Here is a 15,972-nt window from a genome sequence, read left to right on the forward strand (position 1 = left end):
GACGTACCCCCTACAGGGTGGCGATCGTTGGATATTCCGGGCGCGCCCGAACCTTCCGCGTACAAGCTGGAAGCCCCGTCCCGCGGCCCCCGGAGGACCGACATGAGCACGCCGCCCCTCGCCTCGGGACCCGACGGTCCCGAGGCGCTGCGCCCCCTGCTCGACACCGTCCTCGACGCCCTCACCGAAGGCACCCGCGCCCGCGGCGGCCCCCTCCCCGCCGGCGGCCCCCAGCAGGTCACCGCCCGCCTGCGGGAAGCCATCGGCGACATCCTGCCCGACCACGGCGACCCGGCCGCCCTGCACACCCTGATCACCGCCCTCGCCGCCGGCGCCGCCGACCCCGCCCACCCGCTGTGCGCGGCCCACCTGCACTGCCCACCCCTCGCCGTCGCCACCGCCGCCGACCTCGCCGCGTCCGCCCTCAACCCCTCCCTCGACTCCTGGGACCAGGCCCCCGCCGCCTCCGCCCTGGAAACCCTCGTCACCGACGCCCTCGCCCGGCAGGCCGGCACCACCGACGCCCTCATCACCAGCGGCGGCACCGAGTCCAACCACCTCGCCCTGCTCCTCGCCCGCGAACGGCACGGCCCCGGCCTGCGCCTGCTCACCGGAGCGAACGCCCACCACTCCCTCACCCGCGCCGCCTGGCTGCTCGGCCTGCCCGACCCCGTGATCGTCCCCGCACCCGGCGGCACCCTCGACCCCGCCGCCCTCGACGACGCCCTCACCACGGTGCCCGGCCCCCACCTCGTCGCCGCCACCGCCGGCACCACCGACGCCGGCCTCATCGACCCCCTCACCGACATCGCCGCCCGCTGCACCGCCCACGGCGCCCGCCTGCACATCGACGCCGCCTACGGAGGCGCACTCCTGTTCAGCGACCGCCACCGCGACCGCCTCACCGGCCTCGACGCCGCCCACACCATCACCCTCGACCTGCACAAACTCGGCTGGCAACCGGTCCCCGCCGGCGTCCTCGCCGTCCGCGACCCCCACGACCTCACCGCACTGAACCAGCGCGCCGACTACCTCAACGCCGACGACGACACCGACGCAGGCCTGCCCGACCTCCTCGGCCGCTCCCTGCACACCACCCGCCGCCCCGACGTACTGAAGATCGCCGCCACCTTCACCACCCTCGGCCGGCACGGCCTCGCCACCCTCGTCGACCAGGTCCTCGACCTCGCCCAGGAACTCGCCGCCCTCGTCAAGGACCACCCCGCCTTCGACCTCTACGACACCCCCACCCTCAGCACCGTCCTGTTCCGCCCCACCGGCGCCGACGACACCACCGTCGCCGCACTGCGCCGCACCCTGCTGAACCAAGGCCGCGCCGTCCTCGGCCGCGCCCGCCCCGACGGCCGCCTCTGGCTGAAAGCCACCCTCCTCAACCCCCGCACCGGCACCAGCGACCTGGCCGCACTCCTCACCCTCGTCCGGGACGCCCTCGTGGAAGGAACCACCCCCCGATGACCCCGCCCCCCACCACCCCCGGCACCCCCCGCGACCTCGTCGGCATCGGCATCGGCCCCAGCAACCTCTCCCTCGCCGCCCTCGCCCAGCCCCTCACCGAACTCGACACCGCCTTCTACGAACAGCGCCCCGGCTTCAGCTGGCACCCCGGACTGCTCCTCGACGGCGCCACCATCCAGGTCCCCTTCCTCGCCGACCTCGTCACCCTCGTCGACCCCGCCAGCCGCTGGTCCTTCCTCAACCACCTCAAGACCCACGACCGGCTCTTCCCCTTCTACTTCGCCGAACGCTTCCACATCCAGCGCACCGAATACGACGCCTACTGCCGCTGGGTCGCCGCCAACCTCCCCGCACTGCACTTCCGCCACCAGGTCGACGCGGTGCGCTGGAACCCCGAACGCGACGTCTTCGAAGTCGACTACACCCAGCTCGACACCGACGGCGAAGCCGAAGCCCTCGGCCGCACCCACACCCGCAACATCGTCCTCGGCATCGGCACCGAGCCCCACATCCCCGACCCGCTCAAACCCCTCGCCGACGCCCCCGGCGTACCCGTCCTGCACGCCGCCGACTACCTCGACAACCGCGACAGCCTCCTCGCCGCCGGCCACATCACCGTCGTCGGCTCCGGCCAATCGGGCGCCGAGATCTTCCTCGACCTGCTCCGCCACCGCCCCACCGGCCGCGAACGCCTCACCTGGATCGGCCGCACCGACGCCTTCGCACCCATGGAGTACTCCAAGCTCGGCCTGGAACACTTCACCCCCGACTACACCCGCTACTTCCACGCCCTCACCGAACCCGTCCGCGACCAGCTCGTCGCCGCCCAGTGGCAACTCCACAAAGGCATCAGCGCCGACACCCTCGCCGCCGTCCACGACGAGCTCTACCGCCGCACCCTGCACGGCGGCTGGCCCGACACCGTCCTCACCCCCGGAGTCCGCGTCCGCACCGCCGGCCGCCTCGCCACCACCAAAGTCGAACTCCACCTCGAACACATCCAGCAGGGCACCCGCACCCGCCTCACCACCGACGCCGTCGTCCTCGCCACCGGCTACCGCGAACGCCCCCTCGACCAACTGCTCGCCGGCCTCGACCCCTACCTGCGCCGCGACAGCAGCGACCGCCCCCGCATCGACGAGCACTACCGCCTCGTCCTCGACCCGTCCGTCACCGGCTCGATCCACGTGCAGAACGCCGAACGCCACACCCACGGCGTCGGCGCCCCCGACCTCGGCCTCGCCGCCTGGCGCAGCGCCACCATCCTCAACTCCATTACCGGCAAGGAGACCTACCCCCTGCCCGCCCGCACCGCCTTCACCACCTTCGGCCTCACGCCGGCCGGCCACGTACCGGCCGCCCGCCGCCCCCACGAGACCCTCACCCCGCTCGTCGAGCCCCGCTGAACAGCCGCACGACACAAAGGCGGGCCGGCACCCGGCCGACCCGCCCCCGCGTCACCCCATCGAACGTCAGAACACCGGCACACCGTTCCGCGTCAGCTTCCAGTCCACCGACGCGAACTCCTTCGGGTCCAGCACACCCTTCGCCGTCACCCACTCCGCGATCCGCGTCCGGATCTCCGTCGACTCCGACCACAACTCCTTCGCCGACGCCACGAACGGGAACGCACCACCGCCGTTCGCCCGGTAATTGTTCACCGCCAGCACGAACTGCTGCGCATCGTCCAGCGGCACCCCGCCGAACGTCAGATTCTTGATCCGCGACCCGGCCGGCTGCGCGATGTCGATGTCGTACGCCAGACCCGACACATAGTCGTAGTTGTAGTCCGGACGCCCACCCGCGTTCGTCAGCTGCTCCACATCCACAGGAGCACCCGGCGCCGTCTGCACGTAGTACCCCGCCGAGTACTCCAGGTACGCCCGCAGCTGCGCACCCGTCATCAGCTTCGCGACCAGCGTGTTGTCGTAGACGTACAGGCTCGACAGATCCCGGATCGTCACATTCCCCGCCGGGATCTCCGACGTGCGCGAGAACGGCGACGCCTGCGCGACCACCGGCAGCGACGCATACTGCGTCCCCGCCAGCGCCGCCTTGACCACGTCCTCCTGCACCCGCGTGATCAGATCGATGATCGGCGCGTCCTTGTACCGCGCCTCCACCGTCGTCAGCGTCTCGGTCGCCTTGCCGACCACCTGGTTCACATACGCCACCACCTTGGCGTGCTGCTCCGTCAGCAACCGCGTGATCCGCGGATCGTCCGCCACGGTCTTCGAGTCACGCAGCGACGCCGCCACCGACTCCACCTCCCAGCAGCCCCGGCGGAACACCAGCTCGACGTCGAACACCGTCAGCCGCTCCGCGTAACACAGCGGCTCCGACAGCACGACCGTCTTCCCCGTCCGCTCGTTGACGACCTTCAGCTCCGGAATCTCCAGATGCGCGTGCCCGACCAGGATCGCGTCGATCCCCGGCACCTGCTTCGCCACGTTCGCCGCCGCGTTCTCCACGTACGGCACCTGGTCACCGTACGACGAGGTCCCCGACGTCCCCGAATGCGCCGAGACGATCACCACGTCCGCGCCCATCGACCTCAGCTTCGGCACCCACTTCGCGGCCTGCTCCTCCAGCCCCGGGAACGCCAGCTTCCCCTGCACATACGCCTTGTCCCAGATCGCGATCCCCGGGTTGGTCAACCCCAGCACCGCCACCTTGACCGGACGCGCGCCCTTCACATGGAACGTCTTCATCACATACGGCGGGAACGCCGGCCGCAGCGTCTTCGCGTCCACCGCGTTCGCCCCCAGCAGCGGGAAGTCCAGCTGCTCCTCGAACTTGCGCAGCGTCTCGATGCCGTAGTTGAACTCGTGATTGCCCAGCGCCGCCGCGTCGTACCCGATCGCGTTCATCGCCGCCGCCATCGGATGCACCGGACCACCCTCGGCGGTGATCGGATCCACCTTCGCGAAGTAGTACGTCAGCGGCGTGCCCTGAATGGTGTCACCCGCGTCCAGCAGCAGCGTGTTCTCCCGGCCCCGCTCCGCCCGGATCTGGTTCACCAGCGTCGAGATACGCGCCAGACCCTGCGCGTTGCCCGCCTTGTCGGCATACTCCGCATCCTTGAAATAGTCCCAGTTGAAGACGTGCCCGTGCAGGTCCGTCGTCCCCATCACGGTCAGCGAATACCGCTTCTCACGGCTCCGGCCGGCGGGCGCCGCCTGCGCGGCGGGAGCCGTCACCGCGCTCGCCACGGCCACCCCCGCCCCGGTCGCGGCCGACTTCTCCAGAAACTTCCGGCGGTTCAACGCCATGGCCTGCCTCTCCTCGCTACAACGCCCTCGTGGGACGGGACAACGACACGCACGGGACAACGACGCGCGTAGATAACGCGCGTAGATTCTGACCCGCACTCAGCGGCACGCAACAGGCCCCGGAGGTTTCGATCTGGTGACCACAACTGCGACAGTGACCCCATGACACCCACTCAGGAACCCACCGCCCTGCCCTACGGCACCCCCGACGCACCCCGAATCGCCGTCCGCGGCGAAGCCCACCTCGAAGCCGACCCCGAACTCGCCCGCATCGGCATCACGGTCACCGCCCGCGGCAAAGACCGCCGCACCACCCTCGCCGACCTCACCCGCCGCAACGCCGACGTCCTCGACCTCGTCAAGTCCTACGGCGACGCCGTCGAACGCCTCGAAACCGGCGCCCTCACCCTCACCCCCGTCCTCACCCCCAAGAACCGCGGCGAACGCGTCCGCACCTACCACGGCGCCGTCCACCTCACCGCCGAACTCACCGACTTCACCGCACTGGGCGAACTCACCACCCGCCTGGCCGACTTGGACCTCACCCGGGTCGACGGCCCCTGGTGGTCCCTGCGCCCCGACTCACCCGTCCACCGCACCGCACGCCGCCAAGCCGTCCAAGCCGCCGTCCAGCGCGCCCGCGAATACGCCGAAGCCCTCGGCACCACCCTCGCCGCCCTCGTCGAGCTCGCCGACATCGGCGCGGAAAGCCCCACCCCGCCCTACCCCCCGGCCCCCGGCCGCGCCCGGTCCATGACCTACGGCGGTCCCGCCGAACCCGGAGCGGCCGCCCCGCCGCTCGACCTGGAACCCCAGCGCCAGCACGTCCACGCACAGATCAACGCACGTTTCACGATGGTCCCGCCCAGCCTGTGACCGCCGTATTCGAGAATTCCGGTATTCGAAAACACGACCGGGACACCCGAACGAATGACACCCGCACGCTCATCGGAGCGCACCGGCGCACAATTCAACACTTGTCAATAGCGCTTCACTCAAAGGTTGTTGAGTAGTCACGCCCCACCAATTCTCTACCCACCGGTAAGTCATAGGCTCGACTCATGCGCCGAGCAAAAATCGTCTGCACCCTGGGCCCCGCCACCGACACATACGACCAGATCAAAGCCCTGGTCGACGCCGGAATGGACGTCGCCCGCTTCAACCTCAGCCACGGCGGCCACGCCGAACACGAGGAGCGCTACCACCACGTGCGCAAGGCCGCCGACAAAACCGGCCGCAGCGTCGGCATCCTCGCCGATCTTCAGGGACCGAAGATCCGCCTCGGCCGCTTCGCCGAAGGACCCGTACTCCTTGAACGCGGCGACACCTTCACCATCACCGTCGAAGACGGCGCCCAAGGCAACCACGACCAGTGCGGCACCACCTACCACGGCCTCGCCGACGACGTCACCCCCGGCGAACGCATCCTCGTCGACGACGGCAAAGTCTGCCTCGAAGTCACCGACGTCGACGGCCCCCGCGTCCGCACCCGCGTCATCGAAGGCGGCGTGATCTCCGACCACAAAGGCCTCAACCTGCCCGGCGTCGCCGTCTCCGTCCCCGCCCTCTCCAAGAAGGACGAGGACGACCTGCGCTGGGCCCTGCGCACCGGCTTCGACGTCATCGCCCTCTCCTTCGTCCGCTCAGGCAAGGACATCCTCGACGTCCACCGCATCATGGACGAAGAAGGCCGCCGCCTCCCCGTCATCGCCAAAGTCGAAAAACCCAAGGCGGTCGAAGCCATCGACGACATCGTCGCCGCCTTCGACGGCATCATGGTCGCCCGCGGCGACCTCGGCGTCGAAATGCCCCTCGAACAAGTCCCCATCGTCCAAAAGCGCGCCATCAAACTCGCCAAACGCAACGCCAAGCCGGTCATCGTCGCCACCCAGATGCTCGACTCCATGATCGAGAACGCCCGCCCCACCCGCGCCGAAGCCAGCGACGTCGCCAACGCCGTCCTCGACGGCACCGACGCGGTCATGCTCTCCGGCGAGACAAGCGTCGGCAAGCACCCGATCGAGACCGTCAAGACCATGTCCAAGATCGTCGCCGCGGCGGAGGAGGACATGCTCGCCAAGGGCCTCCCGCCGCTCACGGAACGCAACAAGCCCCGCACCCAGGGCGGCGCAGTCGCCCGAGCGGCCGCCGAAATGGGCGACTTCCTCGGCGCGAAGTTCCTGGTCGCCTTCACCCAGTCGGGCGACACGGCCCGCCGCCTGTCCCGCTACCGCTCACCCATCCCGGTCCTCGCCTTCACCCCCGACCCCGCCACCCGCTCCCAGCTCAGCATGACCTGGGGCGTCGAAACCTTCCTCGGCCCCCACGTCGACTCCACGGACGCAATGGTCGACCAGGTCGACGAACTGCTGCTCAAGTACGGCCGCTGCGCCAAGGGCGACGTGGTGGTCATCACCGCCGGCTCGCCGCCCGGAGTCTCGGGCTCGACGAACATGGTCCGCGTCCACCACATCGGCGAGGACGACAGCCCGAAATAGCGGGGATCAGTGCTTGGGGCCGACGTGGGCGTCGAGGAGGGCGACGGAGGCCTTCTTCGCAACGGAGACGTTGTAAGGAACGCCGTCCCGGGTGCAGTGCGTCCACTCGAGGCCGAGCCGGTCGAGGGTGTCGGTGTACAGCCTCCTGATGTCGTCCGACTTGTTGGTGAAGAAGTAGCGGGGGTATTCGTACCGCTTGCGCTCCCCGCCGACGAGCCGGGTGGTCCAGTTGGTGATCCGACACCCGTCCAAATGGATGAGGCCCCGGATGAAGTCCCAGGGGTGAGCGTCGACGACGGCTTGCTGCCAGGGTTCCAGGGCGATCGTGCGGTCATGTTTCTTGCCGGGGCCGTGCTGGGGGAAGAGGCAGGGCCAGTGGCTGCTGTAGGACTTCACGTCGACGCAGCCAGCGCGGGCCAGTCTACTGATGCTGGGATCAGGCAATACCTTGCGTAACGCATTCTCGGCTGCGTCAACGAGCCCTGGCCACGAGGCAGTGCATGTAATCATCAGATAGTGCTGGCGCGGCTTGGAGATGATGTACCCATCACCCAAATAGAGCCCCAGTAAGTAGGTATACGAGGCTTCATCTGTCGGGGTGGCTGGCACATCCTGGCAACGGATGCAAGGCGACGTGCGTCGGAGAGGCTCGATTCGAGTGAGCCACTGTGCGATCGCGTGACGAGAGATGCCCATTTCTTTACTGACCGAGTTGAGGCTGCGCCCCTGGGTCACCAGAGTCAGTGCTCGCTTGCGCGTGCTCATGTCGTACATGTGAACACTGTGCGCAACTGGAGTACGGCGCGCGCAGCAAAAAGCGGAAGATCACGCGAACGTGATCCTCCGCAAATGTCGTTAACCTTCAGAACGAAGGAAAAGTACCCCGGGTCGGATTCGAACCGACGCTGGATGGTGTTTGAGACCATTGCCTCTACCGCTGGGCTACCGGGGCTCCCTTTAAAAGCAAGGTCGACGGTCACCCGCCGTGCACCCACCTTACCGCAGCTAGGTAGGCTCTTGTCAGCAGTACCCCTGCCCTGAACGAGGAGCCCCTGTGACCGCCGAGTCGCCCCAGCCCGCTGACGTGACCGACGACGACAAGTCGCACGTGCCTCCGCTGACGACCCGTGTCGTCATCGCCGAGGACGAGGCGCTGATCCGCCTCGACCTCAAAGAGATGCTGGAGGAGGAGGGCTACTCCGTCGTCGGTGAGGCCGGTGACGGCGAGCAGGCCATCGAGCTCGCCCGCGAGCACCAGCCGGACCTCGTGATCCTGGACGTGAAGATGCCGAAGCTCGACGGCATCTCGGCGGCGGAGAAGATCGCCGAGGAGGGGATCGCGCCGGTGCTGATGCTGACCGCGTTCTCGCAGCGTGACCTCGTGGAGCGGGCGAGGGACGCGGGGGCGATGGCGTACCTGGTGAAGCCGTTCTCCAAGAGTGATGTCGTTCCCGCGATCGAGATGGCCGTCTCGCGGTTCACGGAGCTGAAGACGCTGGAGAAGGAGGTCGCCGACCTCACGCTGCGTCTGGAGACGCGCAAGCTGGTGGACCGGGCGAAGTCGATCCTTCAGACGGAGTACGGGCTGACGGAGCCGGCGGCGTTCCGGTGGATCCAGAAGACGTCGATGGATCGCCGTATGTCGATGCAGCAGGTGGCGGAGGCGGTCATTCAGGACGCCGAGGAGAAGAAGGCCGCGAAGGGCTGACCGCGGTCGTACGGATGAGGCCCGCGTCCCCAGCAGGGGGCGCGGGCCTCAGTCGTGTCCGGGACCTCAGTCCTCGCCGAGGTAGGCCTTGCGGACCGATTCGTCGTGGAGGAGGTCGCGTCCGGTGCCGGACAGGACGATCTTGCCGATTTCCATGACGTGGCCCTGGTCGGCGAGGGAGAGCGCCGCCTGGGCGTTCTGCTCGACGAGCAGGATGGTCGTGCCCTGGGACTTCAGTTCGGCGATGGTGGCCATGATCTTCTGCATCATGATGGGGGAGAGGCCCATGGAGGGTTCGTCCAGCATGAGCAGCTTGGGCTGGGACATCAGGGCCCGGCCCATGGCGAGCATCTGCTGTTCACCGCCGGAGAGGGTGCCCGCGGCCTGTTTGCGCCGCTCGCCCAGGATGGGGAAGAGGTCGTAGGCGCGCTGGATGTCCTTTTCGATGCCGGGCCGGTCGCTGCGCAGGAAGGCTCCGAGGCGGAGGTTGTCCTCGATGGTCATGCGCGGGAAGATGTGCCGCCCTTCGGGGGAGTGGGCGAGTCCGAGGGAGACGATCTGGTGGGCGGGGACCTTCTTGAGGGACTTGCCGTTGAACTTGATCTGGCCGCCGACGGGCTTGAGCAGGCCGGAGAGGGTGCGCAGGGTGGTGGTCTTGCCGGCGCCGTTGGTGCCGATGAGGGTGACGACCTCGCCTGCTTCGACCTTGAACGAGATGCCCTTGACGGCTTCGATCTTGCCGTAGGCGACGCGGAGGTCCTCGACTTCGAGCAGGGTGGTCATCGGTCGTTCTCCTTGCCGGGCGCGGCGTCCGTGGTGGCTTCGGCCGTCGCGGCCGGGGCCTGTGCTTCGGCGGCTTCGACCTCGGCGGCCTCTGTGGCTCCGGGGTCGCCTTCGAAGGGTTCGCCGAGGTAGGCGGCGATGACGCGTTCGTCGCCCTGGACGGTGGCGCTGTCGCCTTCGATGAGCTTTTCGCCCTGGACGAGGACGGCGACGCGGTCGCAGAGGTTGAAGATGAACCGCATGTCGTGCTCGATGACGAGGACGGCGATGCCCTGGTCGCGGATGGCGAAGACGAGTTCTTCGGTGGTCCGGGTCTCCTGGGGGTTCATGCCGGCCGTCGGCTCGTCGAGGAGCAGCAGGCCGGGCTCGCTGGCCAGGGCGCGCGCGATCTCCAGTTTGCGTTGTTCGCCGTAGGGGAGGTTGCGGGCGAGGTGGTCGGCCTTGTTCGCGAGGCCGACGAACTCGAGGAGTTCCATGGCGCGTTCGCGGGAGGCCTTCTCGGCTTTGTGGAAGCCGGGGCCGCGCAGGACGGCGGACCAGAAGCCTTCCTTGGTGCGGGTGTGGCGGCCGACGAGGACGTTCTCCAGGACGGTCATGTTGGCGAACAGGCGGATGTTCTGGAAGGTGCGGGCGATGCCGGCCGCGGTGACCTTGAAGGATTTGGGCGGCAGGACGTTGCCCTTGTAGCGGACTTCGCCTTCGGTGGGGACGTACAGGCCGGTGAGGCAGTTGAAGAAGGTGGTTTTTCCGGCGCCGTTGGGGCCGATGAGTCCGACGATCTCGCCGCTGCCGACGGTGAGGTCGACGCCGCGTACGGCGGTGAGGCCGCCGAAGCGCATGGTGACGCCGCGTGCGTCGAGGACGGTCTCGCCGCTGGTGATGGTCTGGGTGGTCATCTTGTGTCAGGCCCCTGTCTTGCCGAGGACTGCGGGCGCTTCGGCCTCGTCGTGGAATTCGAGCTGCCGGCGCCGGTTGGCGACGAGGCCTTCGGGGCGGAAGCGCATCAGGAGGATGAGTGCGACGCCGAAGGCGAAGAGCTGGTAGTCGCCGAGGAACTGCAGCTTGTTGGGGATGAGGTAGAGCAGGGAGGCGCCGATGAGGGGGCCGCCGATGGTGCCCATGCCGCCGAGGACGACTGCGGCGAGCAGGAAGGCGCTGTTGGGCGGGATGGGGCCGGCGAACTGGTACTGCTCGGGGGTCACGGTGTAGGTGACGTGGGCCTGGACGGTGCCGGCGAGTCCGGCGAGGGAGGCGCCGACGGCGAAGGCGATGAGTTTGACGCGGAAGCCGTTGATGCCCATGGCGAGGGCGGCGGTCTCGTCTTCGCGGATGGCGACCCAGGCGCGGCCGATGCGGGAGTCGCCGCTGCGTCGGAAGACGAGGACGACGACGGCCGTGATGAGCAGCATCAGCAGGAAGTAGTTGGCGAAGCGGCCGATGGTGAAGCCGGCGATGGTGTGTTCGGCGCCGAGGTCCCAGCCGAGGATGTTCAGGTTGGGGATGGAGGAGATGCCGTTGGAGCCGTTGGTGATGTCGGGTCCGGAGGTTCCGTCGAGGTTGTTGACGGTGATGCGGAAGATCTCTCCGAAGCCGAGGGTGACGATGGCGAGGTAGTCGCCGCGCAGTCGCAGGGTGGGGGCGCCGATGAGGACGCCGAACACGAGGGAGGCCGCGGCGCCGACGAGCACGGCGGCCCAGAATGGGAAGTGCACGTGCAGCGGCGAGCTGGGGGAGCCGGAGACGAGGGCCGCGGCGTAGGCGCCGACGCCGAGGAAGGCGACGTAGCCGAGGTCGAGGAGGCCGGCGAGGCCGACGACGATGTTCAGGCCGAGGGCGACGGTGGCGAAGATGAGGATGTAGACGCCGAGGGTCGCGTACTGGTCGTCGGTCTGGGTGAACGGGAACAGGGCGGCGGTGACGAAGGCGCCGACCATGGTGATGTTCTGGTGCCGCGCGGTGATCTCCGAGGCGTGGGCCACGAGCCCGGCCTTGGCGAGTGCGGCGAAGCCGAAGCCCGCGGTGATGAGGAAGCCGACGAAGAGTTCGTCGTATTCGGTGCCGATGCCGTAGGTGAAGACGATGAGGGCGACGGCGAGGACGGCGACGATGACGAGGATCTCGGCGAACGCCGGGAGCTTCGGTGCGGGGCGTGCGGTGCCGCCGGTGAAGGCGGCCTTGAGCGTGGCCCGGCCGTGCGCGGCGCGGTTCTTGAAGTGCTCCCAGCCGTTGTCGTCGGGGTCGATGGGGTCGGGTTCGGGCCGCTGGAAGGGCAGCGCGAGGGCGCCGAGGAGGGCGATGAGGGTGGTGACGGCGACGATGTAGCCGCCCGGTTCGAGGTTGACGACGCCGCCGAGTTCGTAGCTGATGGAGATGACGGTGTACCAGGCGGTGGCGAAGGTGGCGAGGGCCGCGAACTTCAGTGCGGCGTCGGCGCCGGCGGGGACGAGCCAGCGCAGGTATTTCACGTCGTACGAGGCGAGGCCGAGGACGGTGGTGAGGATGCCGCCGATGAGGACGAGGACCTGCAGGCCGCCGGGGTAGCCGTAGACGGTGAGGTCGCCGGGGAATTCCTGTGTCCAGGTCCAGGCGAGGAAGGTGGCGACGATGGTGAGCACCGCGCCGGCGGTGGCGAGGGCGCGGCCGAGGGCGGCTGGGATGCCGATGAGTCCGGTGGGGGTTTTGGCGGTGGGGGCGCTGGGGGTTTCGGGTGCGGTGGTCTGTGTGGTCATCGGTGTCACGCCCTGTCCGCGACGCGCTCGCCGAGCAGGCCTTGGGGCCTGAGCAGCAGAACAAGGATGAGGAGTACGAAGGCCCAGACGTCGGCCCAGGACTGGCTGCCGAACTTGTCCATGCCGGGGAGGTCGGAGATGTAGGCGGCGGCGATGGTTTCTGCGACGCCGAGGACGACTCCGCCGATCATGGCGCCGTAGATGTTGCCGATGCCGCCGAGGACGGCTGCGGTGAAGGCCTTCAGGCCGAGGATGAAGCCCATCTTGAAGTCGATCTGGCCGTACTTGAGGCCGTTGGCGACTCCGGCGACGGCGGCGAAGGCGGCTCCGAGGGCGAACGCGATCACGATGATGCGGTCGGTGTTGATGCCCATGAGCTTGGCGGTGTCCGGGTCCTGGGCGGTGGCCTGCATGCCGCGGCCGGTGCGGGTCTTCATGACGAAGTAGGCGAGGACGGCCATGCTGAGGGGGGCGGCGATCAGCAGGAAGATGTCGCCGGTCTGGATGGTGACGCTGCCGATGTGGAAGGGGCCGCCCTCGATCTGGGGGAAGGTGCGGGCGGACTTGGCCTCGGGGTACCAGGCCCAGACGGCCTGCTGCAGCGCGAGGGAGAGGCCGATGGCGGTGATGAGGGGCGCCAGTCGGGGGGCGGTGCGCAGGGGCCGGTAGGCGAATCGTTCCGCTGCGACGGCGACGAGGACGGCGACGATGATGCCGCCGATCAGCATGAGGGGCAGGGCTATCCACATGCTCGTCCCGTCGGGCAGGACGTAGGCGTAGACCGTGAGGGCACCGAAGGCCCCGGTCATGAAGATCTCGCCGTGGGCGAAGTTGATGAGCTGGACGATGCCGTAGACCATCGTGTAGCCAATGGCGACCAGCCCGTACATGGATCCCAGTAGCAGGCCGTTGACCAGCTGCTGCGGCAGTTCGTTCACCGCATGTCCTCCGAGACGTTCGGATGTTCGACGGATGTGCCGGATGTCCGGATGTGAGTCCGCGCGGGGCGCCAGTGGAACGCGCCCCGCGCGGCTCATGGGTGGTGCGGGTGGAGGGGTGGGTCAGCCACCGTTGTAGGTGCCGGACTCCACGGTCTTCCAGGTCCCGTTCTCGACGGCGTAGACGGTGAGCTGCTTGTTGGTGGTGTCACCGTACTGATCGAAGGAGACCTTGCCGGTCACTCCGTCGATGGAGACGTTCTGCATGGCCTCCGTGATCTTGGCGCGGGCGTCGGAGGGCAGCTTGCCGTTGTTGTCGGCGACGACCTTCTTGACGGCCTCGATGATGGCCTGGGCGGAGTCGTAGGCGTAGCCGCCGTAGGCGCCGTAGGCGTCCTTGTAGCCGCCGGCCTTGTAGTTGTCCAGGAACTGCTTGGCGGAGGGGAGTTCGTCGAGCGGGGCGCCGACGGAGGTGGCGAGGTCGCCGTTGCTGGCGGCGCCGGCGAGCTTGACGTAGGTCGGGTCGTACAGGGCGTCGCCGCCGACGACGGGGATGTTGGCTCCGGCGGCCTTGATCTGCTTGCTGAGCGGGCCGGCCTGGGGGTACTCGCCGCCGTAGTAGACGACGTCGGCGCCGGAGTTCTTGACCTTGGTGGCGACCGCGGAGAAGTCCTTGGCGTCGGGGTTGATGTGCTCGGTGCCGGCGACGGTGCCGCCGAGCTTCTTGAACTCGGTGGTGAAGGTGCCCGCGAGGCCGGCGCCGTAGGTCTTCTTGTCGTCGATGACGAAGACCTTCTTCTTCTTGGCCTTGTTGAAGACGTACTGGGCGGCGAACGGGCCCTGGACGGCGTCCGTGGTCGCGGTGCGGAAGTACGACTTGTACGTGCGGGTCTTGCTGGTCGCCCAGTTGGTGCCCTGGGTGAGCGCCGGGTTGGTGTTGGCGGGGGAGATCTCGACGAGCTTGGCGTCGTCGAAGACCTTCTGCATGGACTCGGCGACGGAGGAGTTCAGCGGGCCGACGACGCCGAGGACGTCCTTGTTGGCGACGAGTTTGGTGGCGTTCTGCTGGCCGGAGGAGGGCTGGGCCTGGTCGTCCAGCGCCTGCATCTCGAAGGTGATGCCGTCGACGGCCTTGTTCTTGTTGGCCTGCTTGACGGCGAGGTCGACGGAGTTCTTGATGCCGAGGCCGATCGCGGACAGGTCGCCCGTGAGGGGCGCGTCGACGCCGATGACGACCTTGGTGCCGCCGCCGTTACCGGAGTCCGAGCCACCGTCCTTGTCACGCGAGCCGCAGGCGGTGAGGGTCAGTGCTCCCGCCGCCAGCGCGGCGGTGATGGCGATGAGCGAACGTTGACGCACGATCAGTCCTTTCCCTGGCACAGCCGAATCCCCGTGGAAACGGCTGAGTCGAGCGCTGGGCCGAAGTGGCATTCCGACGGCGCGGTGACTGGCGGTGACTCTAAGCGTGTGTGGGGAACGTGGAGGAGAGTCTGTCCCATGCTGTGACGCTCTTGTTATGACACGACGTAATGCAGAGCGGTGCAGCGTGGGGGGAACAGCGGAATTCAGGCCGATTCGCCCCGTCCGGATTCTGAGAATCCGCAGGACTCGCCGTGGTGCGTTCAGGCGTCTCGGCGTTTTTGCTGATTACCGGGAATCGTTGCCATGGGCCACTGGTGGGGGGCGTGTCAGGGCGGGCTCCAGAAGATGATCAAGAGGAAAGAGTGATCGTTTATTGCGTACGCATTACGCACGGTTACGGATCAGGAAAAGGAATCGTGGGTTCCTCGCCAGATTTCCGCAATGGGGGGTGCGGTGGTGATCGTGATCTTGCGCGGGGGAAGCCGCTTCTTTGTCCGTGATGCCCCCGGAAAACCCGAAACCGCCCGTCCCGGTGAGCGGGTCGGACGGCTTCGGGTGAAGGGCGGTGCGGGGGGTGGGGGTTGAAGCGGCGGTCGGGGCCGGGCCGGGCTCGGTGGGGGGCTTGGGCTGGCCCGTGGGTGTACCAGGCGTGCGCGGATCGGGCCGGTGGGGCCGGGTCAGCCGGCCGGGCGGGCGGCGGCTTCGTCGCCGGGCCTGGCGTCGCGCAGCAGGCACGTCAGCCGGGCGGTGCACACGCGCCGACCCTGCTCGTCCGAGATGACGATCTCGTACGTCGCCGTCGAGCGGCCCCGGTGCACGGGCGTCGCCACGCCGGTGACCAGACCGGAGCGAACCCCGCGGTGGTGGGTGCAGTTGAGGTCGACGCCGACGGCGATCCTGGTGCTGCCGCCGTGCAGCATCGAGCCGACCGAGCCCAGGGTCTCGGCGAGCACCGCGGACGCGCCGCCGTGCAGCAGGCCGTAGGGCTGGGTGTTGCCCTCCACCGGCATGGTGCCGACGACCCGCTCGGCGGAGGCCTCCCGGATCTGCACGCCCATGCGCGTCCCGAGGTGCCCCGCGGAGAAGAGGGCCGGCAGGTCGATGCCGAGTGCGGCGTACTCGTCGAGGACCTCCTGCGGGAACTTCACGTGCTGCTGCTCGCCCATGGGCCCGGCTCCGTTCGTCGTCGTGACACGTCCTTGCCGG

13 protein-coding genes and 1 tRNA gene are annotated in these 15,972 nt (G+C 68.5%); 5 read left to right on the plus strand and 9 right to left on the minus strand.

The window, feature by feature from the left end; translation table 11 throughout:
- The first annotated feature begins 102 nt into the window (after positions 1–102).
- A complete protein-coding gene (locus ACZ67Q_RS11225; protein ID WP_471179526.1) occupies positions 103–1,476 on the plus strand; it encodes a pyridoxal phosphate-dependent decarboxylase family protein in 1,374 nt (457 codons plus the stop codon).
- Positions 1,473–2,882 carry a lysine N(6)-hydroxylase/L-ornithine N(5)-oxygenase family protein gene (locus ACZ67Q_RS11230; RefSeq protein ID WP_471179528.1) on the plus strand — a complete coding sequence of 470 codons (1,410 nt, stop codon included), beginning with the start codon at positions 1,473–1,475 and terminating at the stop codon, positions 2,880–2,882. Before ACZ67Q_RS11225 ends, ACZ67Q_RS11230 begins: the two co-directional genes overlap by 4 nt.
- Positions 2,883–2,948: 66 nt before the next feature.
- Here ACZ67Q_RS11230 and ACZ67Q_RS11235 read toward each other — a convergent pair whose 3' ends face one another.
- The gene (locus ACZ67Q_RS11235) at positions 2,949–4,748 is read right to left on the minus strand and encodes a bifunctional metallophosphatase/5'-nucleotidase (RefSeq protein WP_471179531.1); all 1,800 of its coding nucleotides are present in this window, start codon (positions 4,746–4,748) and stop codon (positions 2,949–2,951) included.
- A gap of 162 nt (positions 4,749–4,910) precedes the next feature.
- On the opposite strand from ACZ67Q_RS11235, the gene ACZ67Q_RS11240 reads away from it, so the two are divergent.
- On the plus strand, positions 4,911–5,624 hold the full coding sequence (locus ACZ67Q_RS11240) for an SIMPL domain-containing protein (RefSeq protein WP_471179533.1): 714 nt from the start codon (positions 4,911–4,913) through the stop codon (positions 5,622–5,624).
- A 185-nt stretch (positions 5,625–5,809) separates the two neighbouring features.
- On the plus strand, positions 5,810–7,246 hold the full coding sequence (gene pyk, locus ACZ67Q_RS11245; protein WP_471179536.1) for a pyruvate kinase: 1,437 nt from the start codon (positions 5,810–5,812) through the stop codon (positions 7,244–7,246).
- 6 nt (positions 7,247–7,252) lie between these two features.
- Here the strand turns inward: pyk and ACZ67Q_RS11250 are convergent, their stop codons facing one another.
- Entirely contained in the window at positions 7,253–8,020 is a 768-nt protein-coding gene (locus tag ACZ67Q_RS11250; RefSeq protein ID WP_471179538.1) for a transcriptional regulator, read from the minus strand.
- Positions 8,021–8,125: 105 nt separating this feature from the next.
- Positions 8,126–8,198: transfer RNA gene (locus ACZ67Q_RS11255), tRNA-Leu, on the minus strand.
- Between the two features lie 102 nt (positions 8,199–8,300).
- Between ACZ67Q_RS11255 and ACZ67Q_RS11260 the strand changes: the two genes are divergently transcribed.
- Entirely contained in the window at positions 8,301–8,954 is a 654-nt protein-coding gene (locus ACZ67Q_RS11260; protein WP_361635311.1) for an ANTAR domain-containing response regulator, read from the plus strand.
- Between the two features lie 66 nt (positions 8,955–9,020).
- On the opposite strand, the gene ACZ67Q_RS11265 is transcribed toward ACZ67Q_RS11260, so the two are convergent.
- The 6 genes from ACZ67Q_RS11265 to ACZ67Q_RS11290 all read right to left on the minus strand — a co-directional run bounded on the left by ACZ67Q_RS11265 (position 9,021) and on the right by ACZ67Q_RS11290 (position 15,932).
- The gene (locus ACZ67Q_RS11265; RefSeq protein ID WP_471179541.1) at positions 9,021–9,737 is read right to left on the minus strand and encodes an ABC transporter ATP-binding protein; all 717 of its coding nucleotides are present in this window, start codon (positions 9,735–9,737) and stop codon (positions 9,021–9,023) included.
- On the minus strand, positions 9,734–10,633 hold the full coding sequence (locus ACZ67Q_RS11270) for an ABC transporter ATP-binding protein (protein WP_471179544.1): 900 nt from the start codon (positions 10,631–10,633) through the stop codon (positions 9,734–9,736). The genes ACZ67Q_RS11265 and ACZ67Q_RS11270 overlap by 4 nt, the downstream gene beginning before the upstream one ends.
- Positions 10,634–10,639: 6 nt before the next feature.
- On the minus strand, positions 10,640–12,466 hold the full coding sequence (locus tag ACZ67Q_RS11275) for a branched-chain amino acid ABC transporter permease (RefSeq protein ID WP_471179547.1): 1,827 nt from the start codon (positions 12,464–12,466) through the stop codon (positions 10,640–10,642).
- Between the two features lie 5 nt (positions 12,467–12,471).
- A complete protein-coding gene (locus tag ACZ67Q_RS11280) occupies positions 12,472–13,404 on the minus strand; it encodes a branched-chain amino acid ABC transporter permease (protein ID WP_363267071.1) in 933 nt (310 codons plus the stop codon).
- 123 nt (positions 13,405–13,527) lie between these two features.
- Positions 13,528–14,763 carry a branched-chain amino acid ABC transporter substrate-binding protein gene (locus ACZ67Q_RS11285; RefSeq protein WP_471179550.1) on the minus strand — a complete coding sequence of 412 codons (1,236 nt, stop codon included), beginning with the start codon at positions 14,761–14,763 and terminating at the stop codon, positions 13,528–13,530.
- Positions 14,764–15,443: 680 nt separating this feature from the next.
- A complete protein-coding gene (locus tag ACZ67Q_RS11290; protein WP_471179553.1) occupies positions 15,444–15,932 on the minus strand; it encodes a hotdog fold thioesterase in 489 nt (162 codons plus the stop codon).
- Positions 15,933–15,972: the final 40 nt, after the last annotated feature.

The organism is Streptomyces sp. NPDC036813 (assembly GCF_055609245.1).